This window comes from Amycolatopsis lurida, from assembly GCF_900105055.1.
GTDB classification, from domain to species: Bacteria; Actinomycetota; Actinomycetes; order Mycobacteriales; family Pseudonocardiaceae; genus Amycolatopsis; species Amycolatopsis lurida.
Window position 1 is genome coordinate 4255704 of record NZ_FNTA01000004.1, and the last position, 20274, is coordinate 4275977.

Consider the following 20274-nt stretch of genomic DNA (forward strand, 5'->3'; position numbering starts at 1 on the left):
CGCACCGGCCACAGGCTTGTCGCCACCTGTTTGAGGAGAGAAATGGCTCTGAGCCGCCGCCAGCGACGTTCGGCCTTCCGGACCGGGCAGTACGTCCTGCTGCTGGTGATCGTCATCGTGCTCGCGCTGCTGGCCGACTGGAGCCGGATCGGCAAGGCGTTCTTCGATCTCGAAGTCGCCGCCAAGCAGTTCCCGGACGTCATCACCGTCGCACTGAAGAACACCATCGTCTTCACCGCGCTGGGCTTCGTGCTCGGCCTCGGGCTGGGCCTGCTGCTCGCCCTGATGAGACTTTCCTCGGTCGGCCCGTACCGCTGGTTCGCGCGCGGGTACATCGAGTTCTTCCGCGGCCTGCCCGCGCTGCTGATCTTCCTCGCCGTCGGCATCGGCGTGCCGACCGCGTTCGACACGACCCTGCCGCGCAACGTCGCGATCATGCTGGCGCTGGGCATCGTGTCGTCCGCCTACATGGCGGAAACCATCCGCGCCGGTATCCAGGCGGTGCCGCGCGGACAGGTCGAAGCCGCGCGTTCGCTCGGTATGTCACCCGCCCGCACGATGATCACCGTCGTGATCCCGCAGGCGTTCCGGATCATCCTGCCGCCGCTGGCCAACGAGCTGATCATGCTGACGAAGGACTCGTCGCTGGCGTTCCTGCTCGGCACCACCCCGGCGCAGCAGGAACTCGCGCAGTTCAGCCGCCAGGCACTGCTCGAGGCCAAGGGCCTGACCCCGATCGTCGTCGCCGGTCTGTGCTACCTGGTCATCACCATCCCGCTGTCGATCCTGCAGCAGCGGCTAGAGAAGAAATACGGAGCCGGAGTGCCCGGCGGAGGAACGGTATGAGCACCCAGACGATCGTCGAGGTTTCGGGACTGCACAAGGCGTTCGGCGAGCTCGAGGTGCTCAAGGGCATCGACCTGACGGTCCAGCGGGGCCAGGTCGTCTGCATCATCGGCCCGTCGGGCTCGGGCAAGTCGACGCTCCTGCGCTGCGTCAACCTCCTCGAGGAACCACAGCAGGGCAAGATCGTCGTCAACGGCAGCGAGATCACCGACCCGGACGTCGACATCGACGGCGCCCGCACGAAGATCGGCATGGTCTTCCAGTCGTTCAACCTCTTCTCGCACCTGAGCGTGCTCGACAACCTCACCGTCGCTCAGCGCAAGGTGTTGAAGCGAGGCAAAGACGAGGCGGTGCGCATCGCCCGGGAAAATCTCGCGAAGGTCGGGCTGGCGGAGAAGGAGTCTTCGCTGCCGACGCAGCTTTCCGGCGGGCAGCAGCAACGCGTCGCGATCGCCAGGGCGCTGTCGATGGACCCCGACGTCATGCTGTTCGACGAACCGACCTCGGCGCTGGACCCCGAACTGGTCGGCGACGTCCTCGCGGTCATGCGGCAGCTCGCGCAGGAGGGCATGACGATGCTCGTCGTCACGCACGAGATGCAGTTCGCCCGCGAGGTGGCCGACATCGTGCTGTTCATGGACGGTGGCGTCGTCGTCGAGCAGGGCGCGCCGGACCAGGTGATCGGGGACCCGCAGGAGGAACGCACTAAGACATTCCTCTCACGCGTCCTGAACCCGAACCACCAGGGCTAACGCCCGCGAAGCTGCGACTCCAGCTGGACGACCTTCGCGACGATTTCGTGCGGCCCGGCGCCCATGAGGCTCACCCAGCCCTTGGCGTCCGGGCCGAACACGACGCGGCCCTGATCGGTGTCCATCCAGCCCGGTGGTCTCTCGACGCGTTTCCGGTTGCCGCCACCGTCACGGATGGCGACGTAAAGCCTGCCGAAGAAGGTGTGCGGCGACCGGATCCACTGGAGGATCTTCTTGGCGTCACGGATGCTCGGGCCGCCGCCGGTCAGCGTTTCGCCCTTCATCAGGATCTGCAGGTCGTCTTCCGAACAGTTCAGGGACGGTGTGCGCGCGGCGGGGGCCTCGGGGAGCAGGCCGGTGAAATCCTGCGCCAGGGTGTCCGGCCGCGTCGGTGTCAGATAGACGACCTTGTCGACCAAGACGACCGTGACCGCTTCCCGGCCGCTGCCCGCGGCGCGAACGGTCCGCTCACGCCCCTCGGACTTCACCCACGAGTAGTACTCCACCGCGGGCCGCTGCAGAAACCGCAGCGTGTCGAGGAATTCGTCGTCGATCCGGCCACGGGTGAGCAGACCCTGTCCGTCCAATTCGGACTGCGCGGTGGCCGCGAGCTCGCGGCGTTCCTCGGGCAGGTACCACTGCGCGCCGCGGACGAGCGTCGGATGGATGTCGCCGAGATTGTGTTGGTCCAGCAGGGTTTCGTAGGTCTGGAGCGTCAGCTCGACGGGTTTCCGCAGCACGATTACGCGCCGATCACCGGCGGAACCGGCTTGTCCCCGTCGTAGCCGCCGAAGAGCGAGTCGCCGTCCTCTTCCTGCAGCATGATCTTGCGCTGGTGCTCTTCGTCCTCACCGCCCTTGCCCTTGCCTGCACCGGCACCCATGCCGCCGCCACCCATGCCAGGCGCGCCGGGGCGTCCCGCCGCCGGACCTCCCGCCGGCGTGCCCGCTGGCCCGCGCATCGCGCCTTCGCCGGGCATGGCGGCGCCGACGCCGCGACCGGGCCCCATGCTTCCCGGCCCGCCCGTCGCGCCGCCCGGCCCGAACCCTCCGCCGGGCCCGAAACCACCGCTGAACCCGCCCGTTCCCGGACCGAAACCGCTGCCGCCACCAGGCCCGCCGGGGCCTGGCCCGCCCGGCCCGAAGCTGGGCGGCGGGAAATTGCCTGGACGCCCCTGCACCCGGTGGTCCGAGCTGGACAACTCGGTCCGATCGTTCGGCCGCGGCGAAGGCAGCGGTCGTGGGACCTGCGGAACCCTCGGCGGCTGCGGGACCTGCGGCGGCCTCGGCGCCTGATAACCCTCGGCGCCCGGAGGCGCGTTGTACGAACTCGGCCCGCCGGTGTACCCACCGGGGCCACCGTGCCGCCCGGAGTCGCCGGGCCCGCCGCTGAACCCACTGACCTTGGTCTGACCGGGATCGACCGGATCCGGCGTGATCGGCCCGGACGAGACGTTCGGATCGTGCGCGGCCGGATAAGCCGGTGCGAGCGACTGCTGCCGCGGCTGGGTGCTCTGGTAATACGGCTCGTAGATCTCGACGTTGTGCTTCGTGTCCGCGTCGAACTTCGCCGCCGCGATCTCGTCGTCACTCGCGCCGATGGACAAAACGTCCTCGGGCCCGCTGTCCCCCGCGCGCTCCTTCTCGACCGGGCGGACATTGCCACGCGTGTAATGGAAAGAGGCGTTCTGGTCGAACATCGACTGACGGGCGCGATCCATGTTCTCGCCCGCGATCATGGAGGTCGCGATGAGCGGCGCCAGGCCCGCTACGCCGCTGTCGGCGGCCTTGCCCTTCCAGAAGGAAGTGAGCGCGGTTTGGCTGTTTTCCATCGCCTTGCTGAAGTTTTCGTGGAAGACCATCAACTTGTGCGAGGCAACCTGTGCCTTGTCGAGAGTCTCCGTAGTGGAGGGGTTGGCGTTGAGCTTGGTGAAGATCTCCCAGCCGCTATAGGTCATGGCCTAAGCTCCCTTGAGCTTCTTGATCGCCGCGGCAGCGACCTTGGTGGCCAAACTACAGGGATCTGACAGCATGGGGTTTCCAGTGGCCAGGAGCGGTGTGACCGTATAGGTGAGGTCGTCACGCACGCCTACCGCGAGTACGCATCGCCCCTTGCCCTCTCCGCCGTTGTCGTAAATGACGCCCGGATACCCTTCGATCGAGTCGATCGGCTTGAAAGTGGAGAGTCCGCCTTGCGCGTGTTTTGCGTAGAGACTGCTCAGCCCATCCTTGTTGCCAGGCAGGAGGCCCGCGGTCACGCTGCTTGGCCCTGCTTCGAAGATCCAGCCACAGCTCTTCCCGAAAGTCCCGTCGTCGACCTCTGTCTTCTCGACCTTTCCGCCGAGCTCCTCGATCTGAGCGGTGGCTACCGTGCTGCACGGGTCCGATTCGGCTTGAGCGGTATTCAGGATCGGGTCGGTCACAGCAGGAGCGCCGTTCGAGGGCAGTCGAGCAGAGGTAGGTGCAGTCGGGGCGGCCGAGGTCGCGTTGCCCGTCTTGGGGTCGCTGCATCCGCTCACCAGCAGCAAGCCGCTCACTGCGGCTACGGACACGAACTTCCTGGTGTGGAGCATCAGTCGGCCTTCCCGATCTGGCGGAGCGCGTCAATGGCTGCTTGATCCTGGTTCTGATAAGCAGTCCGGATTTGCCTCAAAGTGTCCAGGTACGAGTTCGTGTAGTCCCACGCCCCCTGCATGAATGCCTGGTACGAACTTCCCGAGTTGTTAGCAGCGACCGTGTATCCCTCGCTGCCGACTTCATGGCCCGGTGGCTGGATCTGATTCAGCACGTCGGCCTCTCGACGTGCCTTGCGGAAGTCGCTCTCGAGGCAGTCTTCAAGAGACTTGATCACGGCGTCCATGGCGGCAGGGTCGAACTCCCAGCCGCCGTTCGCCGAGGCGGCCGCGAAGTCGGCCTTCGCTTGCCCGCTGCCCAGCTCGCCGTAATTCGGCGGCGGGGGTGGCGCTGCAGCGGCGCCCTGGATCAACCCGGAGCCTTGTGGTGGCGCCTGCGGCCCCGGCCCGTTTATCTGGTCGTAGACCCCCTGAGGGCCGCGTCCCGGTCCAGTCATCGACGTGCCTCCCCGCACGGGCCGCGATGGGGGGGGCGACCTACCCGTAGTTTCCTACTGACTCCAACCGGTGACGATAGCAGCAGGTAAACCGTTGATCAGCCACTTCGAGGAAGATCACCATCGAAAGGTGGGTGGCTCGGCGTGGTTTGTCCTTATTGATGGTTTCGCGTGGTCAGGACTTCTTGCGGCGTGAGGTCGTTCCGGATGCCGACCGCGAGCGAGACGACGACCCTTCCTGCACCACCGTTGTCATGGATGACGCCTGGGGGTGGCCTTCGCATAAGGCTGCTCAAGCCACCTTTGCTGCCGGTAGGAGACCGGCGGTGAGCGCTGAAACCGCCACGAGAGCGAGCAGGATGTTCTGCTTCATGCCGTGCCTCCCCCACGGGCCGCCAAGGACGCGACCTACCCGGAGCCCACCGCTGACTCCGGTGAGTGACCGTAGCGGCGAACCACGGATCCGGCGGCCGATCCGCCCAAGATCACCACCGCAAACCCGAACGGCCTGGTCCGGAACCCGGGGCGACCGTTCTGCCGTCGTAGTTACGTGGCAGTTTCCGGTCTGATGTCCTGGGCCACTTGCGAATCCCGTGTGTGATCGGCTTCGCTGGTGCCGGAGGAACGACGGGGGAGGGAACGAAACGATGCCGGGTTTTCGGCGCAACAACGGGCCGCGCGATCCGGGAGAAGGTGACCAGAACGGCGACACGTCCCTGCCGCCGCTCGATCCGTTCGATCCCAACCCCGACAAGCGGTACGAGGTCCCGGCGTCCGAGCTGATGAAGCCGGGTACGACGGGGCTGCTCCGCTGGCGTCGCCAGGCGACCAACGCGCCGATCGTGCAGGTCGAGGACGCGTACATCACCGGGACGCTCGATCTGCGCGCGGCCGATATCAAGTATCTGTTCCGGTTCGAGCGGTGCCGGTTCGAGCATCCGCCGGACGTCCGCGAGGCGCATCTGCTCGGGCTCGTGTTCCGCAAGTGCTGGCTGCCCGGGCTCAAGGCGCGCAATCTCCGCACCCGCAACGACGTCCGCCTCATCCGCAGTGTCGTGCACGTCGACGCCGAGCACGAGATCGAGGAGACCACGGTCCAGCGCGGCGACGATCGCGAGCGCGGGATGCCGAACGCGGCGGTCAACCTCACCGACGCGGTCATCGAGGGATCGGTCGTGCTGACCCGCACGGTGATCACGCATCCGCGCGGCAAGGCGATCCAAGCCGACCGGGTCAACATCGTCGGCGCGTTGCTGGCGTATCGGATGGTGGCCAACGGGGAAGTCCGCATCCCCGGGATGCGCGCCGGCGGTAACGTCAACTTCTCCGGCGCGACGCTGAACAACCGGGACGGCTTCGCGCTCAACGGGAACGGCATCCACATCGGCGGCAGCCTGTTGTGCGAGGTGGACAACTACGGGCCCGCCGCGCAGCGGAAACGCTTCTCCGCCAGCGGGATCATGTTCCTGCCGAGCGCCACTGTGGACAGTGACATCATTTTGCGCGAGGCGAGGCTTTCGGTGAACCAATCCGGGCCGATCGTCGTCGACGCGTGGAAGTCGAACGATCCCTACATCGATCCGCGGCCGGCGCTGGTCGCGGATCGCTCGACGGTCAAGGGAAACCTCGAGCTGAGCGACGGGATGCAGGCGACCGGGACGCTGCGGATGGTCAACGCCAGGATCGGCGGTTCGCTGCGGCTGGCCGGTGCCGAGGTCCAGGTCGTCCGCGGGCAGACCATTCCCTACTACGACCGCGCGATCCACCTCGACGGGACCACCATCGGCGGCGATCTGGAGGCGACGAGCCTGCGGGTGCCGTCCGGGCAGTTGCGCATGGCCGACATCACCGTCGGCGGCAACGTGCTGGCGTGGAACTCGATGTTCCTCCACCCGCGCCGCGACGTCTTTTCCGCGCGGCGCGCGAAGATCGCGGGCAACTTCCAGCTCACCGACGCGACAGTCCAGGGCACCTTGCGGTTACAGGGCGCCGAAATCGGCGGCAGCGTGAACCTCTTCGGCACGAGCCTGACCGAGCCCGGCGCCCGCACCCGCACCAGTTACTCGCTGGACGTCCGCACCGCGCGGATCGGCCGGGACCTGATCCTCACCGAAAACAAGGAACGCCCGTTCGTCGCGCAGGGCGGGGTCAACCTCGACGGTGCACAGGTCGCCCGGCGCGTCGACTTCCGCGGCGCGCGGCTGGGTTCCCTGCCGCAGCACGGGATCGCGCTCGACGGCAGTGATGTCTCGGCCGACGAATTCCTGCTCACGCCCGGTGTCCCGCCGGACGGCCGGATCGTGCTGCGGCGCGCGCATTGCGGGACGCTGGGCGACAACGAGGCGTTCTGGGCGTCGACGAGCGGCATCGAGCTGGAGGATTTCCGGTACGACGCACTGCAAGAGGACATCGCGCTCGACGACGACCGGGCGATCGACCATCGGATCGTGTTGCTGCGCAAGGCGATGGACGGTTACCGCCCGGGACCCTACGACCAGCTGGCGGCGACGCTGCGCGCGTCCGGTAACGAAGAGCACGCCTCCACGGTGCTGCTGAAGAAACAGCAGTTCCGGTATGAGGCGCTAGCGAAGGGCTTCAAGTTCTTCGGGCCCGGCGTGCACGTGTGGAGCTGGTTGCAGCGGTCGATGGTCGGCTACGGCTTCCGCCCGGTGCGTGCGCTGGGCTGGCTGCTGACGCTGCTCGTACTGGGGAGTCTGTGGTTCGGGCTCGGCGTCGACGACTGCATCACGAATCCGAAGCTCACGGTGAGCGGGCCGCGGTGCCTGGTCAACCAGGACGACACCGGGCTGCAGTGGAATCCGGTGCTCTACACGATCGACCTCCTGGTCCCGATCGTCGACTTCGGCAACAAGTCGCGCTGGTACATGCACGGCATGGACAACTGGGTCGCGGCCGGGTTCACCGCCTCGGGCTGGGTGCTGGCGACGACGGTGGCGGCCGGTATAAGTCGCATGCTCCGCCGTGACAACTGAGGGTATTTCACATACCCTCAGTACGGAGGTATGTGATGACGCAGCGCAGCGCCACCGGCAAGATCGCGATCGCCGCCCCGCCCGAGAAGGTGTACGCCCTGGTCAGCGACCCGGGAGCACTCGCGGACATGGCCGAAGAATACGAAGGGCACCGCTGGGTCGGTGCGGCGAAGGAGCCGGCCGTCGGCGCCAGGTTCCGCGGCCGCAACCGCCGCGGGATCCGTCGCTGGAGCACCCTCTCGACGATCACCGACGCCGACGAGGGCAAACGGTTCGCCTTCGAGGTGACCACGTTCGCCGGTCTCCCCGTCGCGCGCTGGCAGTACGACATCGAGGCGACGCCTGACGGTTGCGTGGCCGTCGAAAGCACGTGGGACCGGCGGCCGGGCTGGCTACGCGGGCCGACGTCGCTGTTCACCGGGGTCTGGAAGCGGGACGACGCCAACCGCGCGAACATCGCCGCGACGCTGGCCAGGCTGAAGGCCGCCGCCGAGTCCGCTCACTCCACGAATCGCGACCAGAACTCGATCTGACGCGGCCCGCCGGGCGGCGGTGGGCCCAAGGGCTGGTCACAGAAGTCGTGCCGCAGGTATCCGCGCAGGTCGTAGCCGTAATAGGCGATGTCGGTCTGATACACCGACAGCACCGGATACCCCTGGCTCCCGGCGATCCCCGGCAGATACCGATGCCCGCAGACCGGCACCAGCTGAGGGGCGAGCGCCAGGTGCGAGCGGGCCCGCGAAAGCGCGTCGGCGAGGTCGATCGGGCGCATGCCCCAGTCCGGCGGCCAGAAGCCGTTGTGTTCGACGTCGTACAGCACCCCGTCGACCGGCCAGTCCAGGCGTTTCCGCAGCTGGTCGGGGTTGCCGCAGCGCCAGTCCGGCCAGCGGTCGCCGATCGGCACCCCGGCGGAGAGGAAGGTGCGGTGGTCGGCGGCGAACCGGAAGCCGAAGCGGGCTTCGACGTCGTCGAGCTCGGCCTCGCTCAACCCGGGACGCACGGGTTCGGCCAAGCTCGCCTGGAGGTCGTGTGCCTCCTCGATGGTGAAGGCGTGCTCAACAGTGGACATGTGTTCGAGCCTAAGTTGCGCAACGCGAAGACGCCTTCCCTTTTAACACCACTCCCTCATCACCCACATGGGCCTCCTCCCTCGGGGTGAGCTCGCCCTCTCAACGCCTGGACCTCGGAACAGCACGGCCACGGGTGTAGTTCACTCATGTCGTGACTTCCCCACGAACGCAGTCCCGCGTCCGGGCTCCCGAGCTCGACGGCGACGGGTGGCTCAACACCGGCGGCGAGCGGATCACGCTCGCCGGGCTGCGCGGCCGCGTCGTCCTGCTGGACTTCTGGACCAGCGGCTGCATCAACTGCCTGCACGTGCTGGACGAGCTGCGCCCGCTGGAGGCCGAGTTCGCCGACGTCCTGGTGACCATCGGCGTGCATTCGCCGAAGTTCCTGCACGAGGGCGAGGCGGCCGCGATCGAGGCCGCCGTGCGGCGCTACGAGGTGCACCACCCGGTCCTCAACGACCCGAAGATGGCCACCTGGTCGCAGTACGCGGTCAAGGCGTGGCCGACGCTGGTCGTCGTCGACCCCGAGGGGTACGTCGTCCACGTCGCCGCCGGTGAGGGGCACGCCGAGGCGTTGCGCCGGGTGATCGCCGACCTCGTCGCGACCCACGAGGCCAAGGGCACGTTGCGCCGCGGCGGCAGCCCGTACGTCCCGGTCGAGGAGCAGCGCACCGAGCTGCGCTTCCCGAGCAAGGCCGTCACCACCGCCGAAGGCCGCATCCTGGTCGCCGACACCGGCAACCACTCCATCGTCGAGTTCGCGTCCGACGGCGAGACGATCATCCGCCGCTTCGGCAGCGGCGAACGCGGCGCGCAGGACGGGCCGTTCGACCTGGCGAGCTTCACCGAACCGTCCGGGATCACCCTGTTGCCGTACGAGGTCGCCGAGCGCGCGGGTTACCACGCCGTCGTCGCCGACACGGCCGGTCACCGCCTGCGCGGTATCGACCTGATCACCGGAGAGGTCTCCACGGTCGCCGGCACCGGTCGTCAGTGGCGCGACGGCGTCGACACCGGCAAGGCGCTCGACATCGACCTCACCAGCCCCTGGGACGTCGCGTGGTGGGGGCCCGCGGGCGGCGTCGTGGTCGCCATGGCGGGCAACCACACCCTGAGCGTGTTCGAGCCGGTCTCGAGCACCATCCGCCGCTTCGCCGGCACGACCGTCGAGGGCCTGCGAGACGGCGACGTCCACGAAGCGTTCTTCGCGCAGACGTCCGGTCTCACGCCCGACGGGCGGAAGCTGTGGCTCGCGGACGCGGAGACGTCGGCACTGCGCTGGATCCAGCCCGAGGGCGAGACGTTCACCGTGCACACCGCGGTCGGCGTCGACCTGTTCTCCTTCGGTCACGTCGACGGCCCCGCCGACAAGGCGCTCCTGCAGCATCCGCTCGGCCTCGCCGTGCTGCCCGGCGAAACCATCGCGATCGCCGACACCTACAACGGCGCCATCCGCCGCTACGACCCGATCACCCGGCAGGTGACCACGCTCGCGACCGGTCTCGCGGAGCCGTCCGGTCTGCTCGTGCACGACGGCGAGCTGCTGGTCGTCGAGTCCGCGGCCAACCGCATCGGGCCGGTGCCGCTCGGTGAGCAGGCGGTGGCCGGGGACGCGCACGCGGTCCGCCGTCCGCCGACCGTGCTGGCGCCGGGTGAGCTGGAGTTCTCCGTCGTCTTCACCCCGCCGCCGGGAGAGAAGCTCGACGACCGGTTCGGCCCGTCGACGCGGCTGGAGATCAGCGCGTCGCCGCCGGAACTGCTCGCCGACGGCGCGGGGGTGGGCACGGACCTGTTCCGCAGGCTCCGGTTCGCCGAGGGCGTCTCCGGAGGGGTCCTGCAGGTCGTCGCACAGGCCGCCAGCTGTGACGACGGTGGTGAGCACCCCGCGTGCCGCATCACCCGCCAGGACTGGGGCGTGCCGGTGCGGTTCGAAAAGGGCGGAGAAACCGTGCTGAGCCTGGTCATGGCGGGCGATCCGGGTAAGTAGAGTCGTACTCGTGTCAGATCGGCCGAAACTCGAGATTCAGATGCTGCAGGACAGGGTGCTCGTGAAGCTGTCCCCCGAGGACGGAGAGCGCCGGAGTTCCGGCGGCATCGTCATTCCCGCCACCGCGCAGGTCGCGCGGCGCCTCGCGTGGGGTGATGTACTGGGCGTGGGCAACAGTGTGCGGAACGTCAAGACCGGTGACCGCGTGCTGTTCAACCCGGACGACCAGCACGAGGTCGAGATCCAGGGCGAGGGGCACCTGGTGATGCGGGAGCGCGACATCCACGCCGTGGCGACCGAACGGACCGAACACGGCACGGGGTTGTACTTGTAGCTCGGCTGCGGGAGGGGTGGGGAGAGTTGGCACGCGATGGGCAAGACGACCTGTTCACCGACGACCTCCTCCCGGACTCCGACCAGGGCCTGGTGGACGAGCTCTTCGAGGGCGACCGGGTGGTCCAGCCGCCACCCACGCCCGCGTCGAAGCTCCGCCGAGGGCTCGGCAAGGCCCTCATGGTCACCGGCGTGCTCATGGGTCTGTTCGTGGTGGCCTACGCGGTCGATCTGATCGTCAGCGCCGGGGACGTCCCGCGCGGTGTCACGGTGGCGGGGATCGACGTCGGCGGCCTCACGCACAAGGAGGCCGAGTCGAAGCTTCGCCGTGAGCTGGAGCCCAGGCTGATCGAGCCGGTGCGGGTGCGGGCGGGCGACGTCCGGACGGTGCTGTACCCGACATCGTCGGGTCTCGGCCTGGACTGGCCGCAGACGCTGGGGCGCGCCGGCCATCAGCCGCTGAGCCCGTACACGCGGCTGATGTCGTTCTTCAGCAGCCGTGAGGTCGGCGTCGTCACCTGGACCGACGCGCCGAAGCTCGAAAAGGCCGTCTCGGACCTCGCCGCCGCGAAGCTGAATCGCCCGCCGGTCGAAGGGAACATCACGTTCCAGGCCGTGCCGGGCAGCGACGGCGGGGTCGTCCCGGCCGCGGTCGAACCGCGGAACGGGCAGACGGTGGCCGACGTCAAGGAGGCGGTCACCGCGGTCACGGATCGCTGGCTGAGCGACGAGGGCGTCGAGTTCAAGGTGAACGTCGCGCCCGTGAAGGCGACTTCGCCCGGTGTGCACGCGGCGCTCGTCAAGATCGTCGTCCCCGCGGTCGCGAAGCCGCTCGTCATCCGCGGCGAGGGCAAGGACGCGACGCTGAAACCGCACACGATCGCGGAGTCCTTCCAGTTCGCCGCGCGCGACGACGGGAACCTCGAAGTCCGCATCGACCAGGGCAAACTGCGCGCCGCCGCGCAGCCTCAGCTCAAGGAGACCGAGACCGACGGGGCGGACGCGCAGATCGTCTTCGTCGGCGACAGGCCGGCGGTGCAGCCGTCGAAGGACGCGCGGAAGATCAACTGGGACCACACGTTCTCGTTGCTGACCTCCGTGCTCGCGAAGAGCGAAGAGCGGGAGCTGAAGGCGATCTACGACGCCAGCAGCCCGGCCGTCAGCACCGACGCGGCGAACGTCCTCGGCATCAACGAGATCATCGGCGAATTCACCACGTCGGGCCTGAGCGGGCCGGCGCTGACGAACGTGCAGGCGTTGGCGAGCAGGGTTTCCGGCGCCATCGTGAAGCCGAACGAGACGTTCAGCCTCGGCGCGCGGTCCGGGGCGAGGACGGCGGACGCGGGATACGTCCCCGCTCCGGTGAACGAAGACGGCACCGGGCCGGCCGTGGTCGGCGGCGGCGTCTCCCAGCTCGCGACGACGCTCTACAACGCCGCGTACCTGGCGGGCCTGGCCGACGGCGGGCATCTGGAGCACGACCACTACCTGGACCGCTATCCGGTCGCGCGTGACGCCAAGGCGATTAACGACGACGGTTCGCCGGTCGAGCTGCAGATCGTCAACGACGCCCCCACCGGGATCGCGATCCAGGTGATCCCCGCCAACGGCTCGGTGACCGTGCGGATCTGGGGCACGAAACGGTTTTCGGTGCAGAGCGTCGGCGGCGAGCGGCACTCCTACGTCCCTCAGCCGGTGCAGGTGGGGTCGGGACCCGGCTGCGTACCAGATCCCGGTGCGGCCGGGTTCAGCACGTCGGACACCCGCGTGCTGATCGACGTCGTCACCGGGACGGAGGTCCGCCGGGAGACCCGCAACGCGACCTACTCGCCGCGGGCCGCGATCCTCTGTGCCTGAGGCTCACCGCAGCACCATGCAGCCGCGCGCCTCGAAGTCCGCGAGCCACGACGGCTCCCGCAGTTCCTTGTTCCAGCGCAGATCCAGTTTGTCCAATTTGGATAGCCGGGCGATGGACGACGGCAGCGAGGTCAGCTTGTTCTCGCGCAGGTCCAGCTGACGCAACTCGCTCAGCTGCCCGAGGGAGGAGGGCAAGGAAGTCAGCAGGTTCTTCCGCAGATGCAGCTCGCGTAACGCGGAAAGCGTCCCGATCGACTCCGGCAGGTCCGTCAGCCCGTTGCCGTACAAGCGGAATTCGCGCAACGAGGCCAGTCCGGAGAGGTCGTCCGGAAGGGTGGGAATGCGATTGTCCGTGCAGCCCAGGTATTTCAGCCGGTCGAGCGAACAGAGCGCGGCGGGGAATTCGGTGAGCCGGTTGTCGCTCACGTAGAGGTATTCGGTCAGCCCGGTCAGCTCACCGAGTTCGTCCGGCAGGGCCGGAAGCTCGTTGTGCCCGAGATCCAGCGTGTGCAGATTCCGCAGGGCGCCGATCGCGGGCGAGATGGCGGTCAGCCGGTTGGCGGCGAGATTCAGCACGCGGAGCCCGGACAGCGACCACAGCTCGTCGGGAACCGACGTCAGCTGGTTGTCGTACAGGTCCAGGTGCTCGAGCGAGGCAGGGAGCGGAAGGCCGGGCAGGGAGGTCAGCCCCTGGCCACTGAGATCGAGTCGAGTGGTCACAGGGGCCGACCATAGGCGATATACCAGCCCTGATCAGGTCACGGCGCGGTGTCCGCCGCCCTTCACCTTCGCGTAGATGGCGGCCGCGGCGATGACGCCGACGACGGCCGCGCCGACCTGGAAGGCGTGCCGGATCCAGTCGATGCCCGGCGTGTCACGGACACCGAACACGCCGGCCAGCCAGTTTCCGATGAAAGCGGCGACGATACCGACCACGATCGTCAGCCACATCGGGATCTTCTGATCGCCGGACGCCAGCATCCGGCCGATGACGCCGAGGATCAGCCCGACCACGATCGTGGTGATGATGCCCCAAAGGCCACCCAACATGGTTCCTCCTTCGCTGGAGATCGATGAGCCCACGGTGACACCGATTCGGGCTCATCGCGCCTCAAGACCCCTTACCGGGTGACACCTCGGCGTCCGTAGAGGTTCGCGGCCAGGGTCACCCCGATACCGGCGAGGACGATCTGGGTGATGAGTTCGAGCCAGTCGAAGCCCTTCGTGTCCGCGTAACCGAGCCCACGGGCGATCGCCGTTCCGATGAAGGCGGCGACGATACCGACGAGGATGGTCAGCCAGATCGGGATGGACTGCTTGCCGGGGGCGAAGAACCTGCCGAGCACCCCGAGGATCAAACCGACCACGATCGCCGTGATGATGCCGGTGACTGTCATTGAGACTCCTTTGCCGAGGTCTCCGCCGGGAGGGCGGACTCAGCACGGAGATGCCCGGCCGCAACGCCCTCGAAACCAGAAAGGCCCTCTCCGCGCGGGAGAGGGCCTTTCGTCACGAAACCGTTTAGAACGCGGCTTCGGGGATGTCCATGAGGCTGTTGTCCGCGGCCTCGACGATCGCGCGGCGCGACGTCAGCTCCGGCAGCACGTTCTTCGCGAAGAACGACGCCACGGCGAGCTTGCCCTCGTAGAACGGGACGTCCTTCGCGGACGCGCCCGCGTCGAGCTTGCCGATGGCGACCTCGGCGTGCTTGATGAGCTGCCAGCCGATGAGCAGGTCGCCGACCGACATCAGCAGGCGGACCGTGTGCTGGCCGACCTTGTTGATGTTCTGCGGGTCTTCCTGCGACGAGGTCAGGTAGCCGATCAGCGAGCCGAGCATGCCCTGGGTGTCTTCCAGCGCCTGCTTGAGCAGGACGCGCTCGTTCTTGAGGCGCCCGTTGCCGATCTCCGACTCGATGGTCTTCGTGATCTCCCCTGCGACGTAGGCCAGCGAAGCACCCTTGTCGCGGACGATCTTGCGGAAGAAGAAGTCCAGCGACTGGATGGCCGTGGTGCCTTCGTACAGCGAGTCGATCTTCGCGTCCCGGATGTACTGCTCGATCGGGTAGTCCTGCAGGAAGCCCGACCCGCCGAGGGTCTGCAGCGACTGCACGAGCTGCTCGGTCGCGCGCTCGGAGCCCACGCCCTTGACGATCGGCAGCAGCAGGTCGTTGACGCCGTGCGCGACCTTCTGCGAAGCCTCGTCGCCCTCGCCGGTCCACACCTGGTCCTGGAAGGTCGCCGTGTACAGGTACACCGCGCGCAGGCCCTCGGCGTACGCCTTCTGCAGCATCAGCGAGCGGCGGACGTCCGGGTGGTGGGTGATGGTGACGCGCGGCGCCGCCTTGTTCAGCATGTTCGGCAGGTCGGCGCCCTGGACGCGCTCCTTGGCGTACTCGAGCGCGTTGAGGTAACCGGTCGACAGCGTCGCGATGGCCTTCGTGCCGACCATCATGCGGGCGTACTCGATGACCTGGAACATCTGCGCGATGCCGTCGTGCACCTCCCCGAGCAGCCAGCCCTTGGCGGGCGTGCCGTGCTGGCCGAAGGTCAGCTCACAGGTGGTGGAGGCCTTGATGCCCATCTTGTGCTCGACGTTGGTGACGAAGGCGCCGTTGCGCTCGCCCAGCTCACCGGTCTCGCCGTCGAAGTGGAACTTCGGCACGAGGAAGAGCGAAAGGCCCTTGGTGCCGGGCCTGGTCTCGATGCCGGGGCCCTCGGGACGGGCGAGCACCAGGTGCATGATGTTCTCGACCATGTCGTTCTCGGCCGAGGTGATGAACCGCTTCACGCCGTCGATGTGCCAGGAGCCGTCCTCCTGCTTGACGGCCTTGGCGCGGCCGGCGCCGACGTCGGAACCGGCGTCGGGCTCGGTGAGCACCATCGTGGCGCCCCAGCCACGGTCGATCATGATCTGCGCCCAGCGCTTCTGCTCGTCGGTGCCGTTCTTGTCGACGATGCCGGCGAAGTTCGGGCCCGCCATGTACATGAACAGCGGCGCGTTGGCGCCGAGGATCAGCTCGGCCGCGGCCCACTGCACGGTCGGGGGCAGGCCGAAACCGCCCAGCTCGTTCGGCAGGCCCAGCCGCCACCATTCGCCGTCCATCAGCGCCTGGTAGCTCTTCTTGAACGACTCGGGGATCTTCACCGAGAAGGTCTTCGGGTCGTACACCGGCGGGTTGCGGTCCGCGTCGGCGTACGAGTCGGCGAGGGGACCGGAAGCGAGCTTGTTCAGCTCGGTCAGCACGCCGCGGGCGGTCTCCTCATCGGATTCCGCGAGGACGCCCTTGCCGAGGCGGTCCTGCACGCCGAGTACCTCGAAGAGGTTGAACTCCAGGTCTCGGACGTTGCTCTTGTAGTGGCCCATTTCGTCACTCCAATGTGTTCGGCTCCCCGGCCGGGCACACGTCCCCTACTCGCCGGTAACTTCAGGATATTACCTGTGGGTAACCGGCGGCAAGTGAATGGCCACTGTTGTGATGTGTAAATCAGCAATACGGGCGGTCTCAGCGCGATGACGGCGCGATCGAAGAAGCGGCGGGCGTCTCGGCCGGGGTGTGCCCGTCGTCCGGGTTCGCCACCAGGATGCCGGAGCGGAACGCGATCGTCACCGCATGTGTCCGGTCGCGGGCGGAAAGTTTGCGCAGGATGCTCTTGACGTGCGTCCGCACGGTTTCCACCGACAGGAACAGGATCTTCGCGATCCCGGAGTTCTCCAGCCCCTCGGCCACCAGTTGCAGGACCTGGTATTCGCGGCGGGACAGCGGCATCAGACCGCGCGCGGTCGCCGCTTTGGGGGCGTCGCCCGGCTTCGGGAGCACGGGCTGGCGTTTCGGCCGCGCGGTCAGCGCCGCCAGCGTCGGGTCGATGTAGCGACGGTCGCTGTGCGCGCGCCGGATCGCCTCGGCCAGATGCCGCCCGTCGGTCGCCCGCGGCACGATCGCGTGCACACCCGCCGCGATCGCCGCGGCGAGGTACTGCTGCGTGCGGTTCGTGTCCCTGATCATCGTGATGATGACCAGCGCCGGGTCGCCGCCGCTGAGCAGGCGGGACAGATGGCAGTTCGGGTCGAGCGCCGAATCCAGCACGATGACGTCCGGTTTGAGCTGTTCGCACAGTTGGAGCGCCGCGTGATGGCTGGCCGCGTGCCCGAGCCACTGAAGACCCGGCGTGCGATGGACCAGCGAGCTCAGGCCCTCGCAGAAGATCGGGATCGGATCGACGGCGGCCACGCCGAGTCCGCGGCCGCCTGGTGACAGGCCGCCAGGCCTGCCGGCCTGAGTTCGGTTCGGCTCGATGCTTCTCATCACGGACCCCTCCGTTTTCCTGCCCCGCCATCTCCGGACGAGAGGACCCGTAAGTCCATTCGGTGACCACGGCCCCCGGCGTGGTCACCCTCGTCAACCGGTCCCCCCTGCGGGACCGGACAGAGATGACACCTCGTAACTATTACGAGTCAGTAGGTGGGAGCACGTGACGCGATATCCCCCTCATAGATGTATCGCTCCGTCTCGGCAAACTCTGCGTATCGGCTGGTGGTGGAACTCTTGCTCGAATGAGCGCGCAGAGGGCAGAACCTGACGAGTTCGCTACTCAGAGTGGACCTCGGCGCGGAGGCGGCCGAATTCGTCCCCGAGCGCCGCGGGCGTCCAATGCGCGTTCAGTCCGCTGGGATTGGGCAGGACCCAGACCCGTGCCCCGCCGATCTCGCCGTCCTGGGGGCCGACCTTCGCCTTCGGCAGGCCGAACGCCGTCCGGAAGGCCGTGATCCCCACCACGGCGAGCCAGCGTGGCCGGTATTCGGCGACCCTCGCCGCGAGGAGGCGCCCGCCTTCGCGGAATTCGTCCGGGGTCAGCTCGTCGGCACGCGCCGTCGTCCGCGCGACGACGTTCGTGATGCCGAGGCCGAGGCCGAGCAGTTCGTGCTGCTCGCTGGGGTCGAGCAGGCGCGGGGTGAAACCGCCGCGGTACAGCGCGGGCCAGAACCGGTTGCCCGGCCTGGCGAAGTGCAGACCGAGCGCGCCCGAATAGAGACCGGGGTTGATCCCGCAGAACAGCACGTCCAGATCGGGCGCGATGACGTCGTCGATGGTCTTGCCGTAGGCGGCGGCCAGCTCGTCCTTGGTCGGTTTGGTCCTCACCGTGCCAGTCTCCGGCACGCTGGCGGGTATGGAGCAAGGGGCGTTCACGGCCGACGGCTGTCCGGTCGAGGTCTACCGGCTGCTACCGCCCGGCGACGAGCCGGGGGTGGTGCACGCGGCGATCCCGGACGGCGCCCCGATCCTGGAACTCGGCTGCGGCGTGGGGCGGGTCACGCATGCGCTGCTGGACCTGGGGCATCAGGTGGTCGCGGTGGACGAGTCGCCGGAGATGCTCGCGTACGTCCGCGCGGACAAAGTGTGTTCGAAGATCGAGGAACTGCGGCTCGGGCGGGTCTTCGACGCGGTACTGCTGGGCAGCCACCTGGTCAACACCGCCTCCGTGGTCGATCGCGAGGCCTTCCTGTCCACCGCCCGCGCCCATGTCACGCCCGGTGGCCGGGTGCTCGTCGAGTGGCATCCGCCGGAGTGGTTCGAGTCGGTCCGTGAAGCCCAGGGCGGCAGGCTGGGCGAGGTCGACGTGCGGCTCGAGCGCGTCGTCCGTGACGGTGACCTGCTGTCGGCCGTCGTGCGGTACTCGGTGGCGGGTGGGTCGTGGAGCCAGCCTTTCACCTGCCGCCGTCTCGACTCGGAGGCGCTGAACGCCGCCCTGACCAGGGCGGGCCTGGTCTTCGAGCGCTGGTGCACCGACGACCGCACCTGGTTCTCGGCGACCTCCGCGTGACCTGGGACACCCACTTTCGTCTCAAGGGGTGGTCAACTCACCACGATGTGCGTACTGTTTGTGATCTCGCACACAAGGTCGTATCGAGGAGGCGTTTTGCAGCTCTCGCTCATCCTCGGCCTGGTCGCGTTGATCTTCGTGGTGGCCACCGTGCTGGTGATCGCGGAAGACCGGCGGGCCGCGCGGCGCGCGGCCCAGCGGCGGCAGGCGAGGCTAGCGGACCTGGGCGAGGTCGACCCGCTCGCCGCGCAGCGGCTGCATCTCGACCATTGAGGGAACGGGCTTCCGCACGAGGCTGAGCAGCAGCGCCCCGGCGATCCAGCCGAGCATCGCGCCACCGGTGTTGTTGAGCAGGTCGTCGACGTCGAAGATCCGGAAGACGTAGGGCGCGGTGCCGAAGTTCGCGGTCAGCTGCGTGATCTCGATCAGCAGCGACGCGGCGAGCCCGATCAGCGTCGTGCCGATGAGGCCGCGCTTCCACAGTGTCCTGGCGAAGAAGCCGAGGGGGACGAACAGCAGCACGTTCATGGTGGCCTGCTGGAAGGTCTGGGTGGTGAACCAGTCGGCCATCGGCAGCCCGTGCTTGAGCAGTTCGGTGTGGATGTCGGTGATCCACTGGAACGGGTTCAGCTGCACGGTCTGGCTCAGCCTCTTGAAGCCGGGGCCGGGGAGCGGCAGGAAGGTCACCGCCAGCGTCATGGTGGTGTAGAGCAGCACGGCGGCCATGGTCAGGACGGGACGAAGCCGCACCCGGCCGTGCCGCGCGTGCAGGACGATCAGCTGCGGGATCAGCACCGTCGCCCAGAGGGCGAAAAAGGCGATCAAGCCGTACTGCAGGGCGGTGACCTGTGCGTTCGTCATGACCACGACGTTATGGATCAGGCGGGTCCGGCCACTTCGGTCGAAGGGCCGCCGCTGCCGGAGGCGGATCGGCCGAGTGGCCGACCCCGATCTTGGCCGATCGGCGATATTCGTTCCCTGTCCCGCCGGCGGACGTGGGATTCTGCCCGGATGGTGCTCGTTCGACGGCTCATCCCCGCGGACCTCGACGTCTTCCGTGAGATCCGCCTGCGTGCCCTCACGGACACGCCCGAGAACTACGGCTCGATCGCCGCGGCCGAACGCGCGCAATCCGACGAGGAGTGGCTCGCGAAGCTGACCGGGGACGTTTGGTTCGCCGCCTTCGACGACGGGAGCGCGGTGGGTCTCGTCGCCGGGCGGGCGCGCGACGACGGCTGGATCCTCTATTCGATGTGGGTCGCTCCCGAAGCCCGCCGCCAGGGATTGGGAACCAAGCTGATGGGTGAAGTGCGGTCGGCGGCCGAGGACGACGGCGCGCGTGAGGTGTGGCTGCACGTCGCTGAGGACAACGACCACGCGCGGCGGCTGTACCTGCGGCTCGGTTTCATCGCGACGGGTGAGCTGGAGCCGATGCCGAACGACGTCACCCGGCGGCGCGAACGTCTTTATCTGCCTGTCGCCAGGTGACGTTTGCCTATCGTCCGCCTTTCTCCCCTGGTGAAGGTCGAATCCGCGAGGCAGACT

The 20274-nt window shown here is 68.0% G+C and carries 22 protein-coding genes; 10 read left to right on the forward strand and 12 right to left on the reverse strand.

The genetic code is table 11. The features are described from left to right. Nucleotides 1-42: 42 nt before the first annotated feature. Nucleotides 43-846, forward strand: a complete 804-nt coding sequence (locus BLW75_RS25280) for an amino acid ABC transporter permease (protein WP_034314135.1) — start codon at nt 43-45, stop codon at nt 844-846. Further along, the gene (locus BLW75_RS25285; RefSeq protein WP_034314132.1) at nt 843-1598 is read left to right on the forward strand and encodes an amino acid ABC transporter ATP-binding protein; all 756 of its coding nucleotides are present in this window, start codon (nt 843-845) and stop codon (nt 1596-1598) included. The genes BLW75_RS25280 and BLW75_RS25285 overlap by 4 nt, the downstream gene beginning before the upstream one ends. Here the strand turns inward: BLW75_RS25285 and BLW75_RS25290 are convergent. The 4 genes from BLW75_RS25290 to BLW75_RS25305 are packed head-to-tail and all read right to left on the reverse strand — an operon-like array spanning nt 1595 to nt 4667. After that, nucleotides 1595-2338 (reverse strand): ESX secretion-associated protein EspG, encoded by a 744-nt coding sequence (locus BLW75_RS25290; protein WP_034314130.1) that lies wholly within the window; start codon nt 2336-2338, stop codon nt 1595-1597. The two genes, BLW75_RS25285 and BLW75_RS25290, sit on opposite strands and share 4 nt — an antisense overlap. A gap of 2 nt (nt 2339-2340) precedes the next feature. Next, nucleotides 2341-3555 carry a hypothetical protein gene (locus tag BLW75_RS25295; protein WP_091598320.1) on the reverse strand — a complete coding sequence of 405 codons (1215 nt, stop codon included), beginning with the start codon at nt 3553-3555 and terminating at the stop codon, nt 2341-2343. 3 nt (nt 3556-3558) lie between these two features. Next, nucleotides 3559-4170 (reverse strand): DUF3558 domain-containing protein, encoded by a 612-nt coding sequence (locus BLW75_RS25300; RefSeq protein WP_034314125.1) that lies wholly within the window; start codon nt 4168-4170, stop codon nt 3559-3561. Beyond that, the gene (locus BLW75_RS25305; RefSeq protein WP_034314416.1) at nt 4170-4667 is read right to left on the reverse strand and encodes a hypothetical protein; all 498 of its coding nucleotides are present in this window, start codon (nt 4665-4667) and stop codon (nt 4170-4172) included. Before BLW75_RS25305 ends, BLW75_RS25300 begins: the two co-directional genes overlap by 1 nt. Nucleotides 4668-5314: 647 nt before the next feature. Here BLW75_RS25305 and BLW75_RS25310 point away from each other — a divergent pair. Both BLW75_RS25310 and BLW75_RS25315 read left to right on the forward strand, forming a co-directional pair. Then, on the forward strand, nt 5315-7660 hold the full coding sequence (locus tag BLW75_RS25310; protein ID WP_034314123.1) for a hypothetical protein: 2346 nt from the start codon (nt 5315-5317) through the stop codon (nt 7658-7660). A gap of 35 nt (nt 7661-7695) precedes the next feature. Then, a complete protein-coding gene (locus tag BLW75_RS25315) occupies nt 7696-8193 on the forward strand; it encodes an SRPBCC family protein (protein WP_034314120.1) in 498 nt (165 codons plus the stop codon). Here BLW75_RS25315 and BLW75_RS25320 read toward each other — a convergent pair. After that, nucleotides 8160-8729 carry an SMI1/KNR4 family protein gene (locus BLW75_RS25320; RefSeq protein ID WP_034314118.1) on the reverse strand — a complete coding sequence of 190 codons (570 nt, stop codon included), beginning with the start codon at nt 8727-8729 and terminating at the stop codon, nt 8160-8162. The genes BLW75_RS25315 and BLW75_RS25320 overlap by 34 nt on opposite strands. A gap of 152 nt (nt 8730-8881) precedes the next feature. Here BLW75_RS25320 and BLW75_RS25325 point away from each other — a divergent pair, with 152 nt between their 5' ends. Genes BLW75_RS25325 through BLW75_RS25335 form a run of 3 tightly spaced genes read left to right on the forward strand, consistent with a single transcriptional unit; the run spans nt 8882 to nt 12907 of the window. Continuing rightward, entirely contained in the window at nt 8882-10717 is a 1836-nt protein-coding gene (locus tag BLW75_RS25325) for an NHL domain-containing thioredoxin family protein (RefSeq protein ID WP_034314115.1), read from the forward strand. Between the two features lie 40 nt (nt 10718-10757). After that, a complete protein-coding gene (locus BLW75_RS25330) occupies nt 10758-11051 on the forward strand; it encodes a GroES family chaperonin (protein WP_007032412.1) in 294 nt (97 codons plus the stop codon). A gap of 26 nt (nt 11052-11077) precedes the next feature. After that, nucleotides 11078-12907 carry a VanW family protein gene (locus tag BLW75_RS25335; RefSeq protein WP_034314113.1) on the forward strand — a complete coding sequence of 610 codons (1830 nt, stop codon included), beginning with the start codon at nt 11078-11080 and terminating at the stop codon, nt 12905-12907. A 3-nt stretch (nt 12908-12910) separates the two neighbouring features. Here BLW75_RS25335 and BLW75_RS25340 read toward each other — a convergent pair whose 3' ends face one another. The 6 genes from BLW75_RS25340 to mug form a co-directional block, all read right to left on the reverse strand. After that, nucleotides 12911-13627 (reverse strand): leucine-rich repeat domain-containing protein, encoded by a 717-nt coding sequence (locus BLW75_RS25340; protein WP_034314111.1) that lies wholly within the window; start codon nt 13625-13627, stop codon nt 12911-12913. 33 nt (nt 13628-13660) lie between these two features. Next, nucleotides 13661-13957 (reverse strand): GlsB/YeaQ/YmgE family stress response membrane protein, encoded by a 297-nt coding sequence (locus tag BLW75_RS25345; RefSeq protein ID WP_034314108.1) that lies wholly within the window; start codon nt 13955-13957, stop codon nt 13661-13663. Between the two features lie 71 nt (nt 13958-14028). After that, nucleotides 14029-14304, reverse strand: a complete 276-nt coding sequence (locus BLW75_RS25350; protein ID WP_034314105.1) for a GlsB/YeaQ/YmgE family stress response membrane protein — start codon at nt 14302-14304, stop codon at nt 14029-14031. A gap of 124 nt (nt 14305-14428) precedes the next feature. Continuing rightward, nucleotides 14429-16273, reverse strand: coding sequence for an acyl-CoA dehydrogenase (locus BLW75_RS25355; protein ID WP_034314104.1), 1845 nt, complete (start codon nt 16271-16273; stop codon nt 14429-14431). Between the two features lie 139 nt (nt 16274-16412). Next, nucleotides 16413-17213, reverse strand: coding sequence for a response regulator transcription factor (locus tag BLW75_RS25360; protein WP_034314102.1), 801 nt, complete (start codon nt 17211-17213; stop codon nt 16413-16415). A gap of 282 nt (nt 17214-17495) precedes the next feature. Beyond that, nucleotides 17496-18047 (reverse strand): G/U mismatch-specific DNA glycosylase, encoded by a 552-nt coding sequence (gene mug / locus BLW75_RS25365; RefSeq protein ID WP_034314099.1) that lies wholly within the window; start codon nt 18045-18047, stop codon nt 17496-17498. Between the two features lie 28 nt (nt 18048-18075). Here mug and BLW75_RS25370 point away from each other — a divergent pair, with 28 nt between their 5' ends. Next, entirely contained in the window at nt 18076-18729 is a 654-nt protein-coding gene (locus BLW75_RS25370) for a class I SAM-dependent methyltransferase (protein ID WP_034314097.1), read from the forward strand. A gap of 96 nt (nt 18730-18825) precedes the next feature. Continuing rightward, the gene (locus BLW75_RS42940; protein WP_167373518.1) at nt 18826-19002 is read left to right on the forward strand and encodes a hypothetical protein; all 177 of its coding nucleotides are present in this window, start codon (nt 18826-18828) and stop codon (nt 19000-19002) included. Here the strand turns inward: BLW75_RS42940 and BLW75_RS25375 are convergent. Next, the gene (locus BLW75_RS25375; RefSeq protein WP_034314414.1) at nt 18943-19590 is read right to left on the reverse strand and encodes a VanZ family protein; all 648 of its coding nucleotides are present in this window, start codon (nt 19588-19590) and stop codon (nt 18943-18945) included. The two genes, BLW75_RS42940 and BLW75_RS25375, sit on opposite strands and share 60 nt — an antisense overlap. A gap of 150 nt (nt 19591-19740) precedes the next feature. Here BLW75_RS25375 and BLW75_RS25380 point away from each other — a divergent pair, with 150 nt between their 5' ends. Next, on the forward strand, nt 19741-20217 hold the full coding sequence (locus BLW75_RS25380; RefSeq protein WP_034314094.1) for a GNAT family N-acetyltransferase: 477 nt from the start codon (nt 19741-19743) through the stop codon (nt 20215-20217). Nucleotides 20218-20274 lie beyond the last annotated feature (57 nt).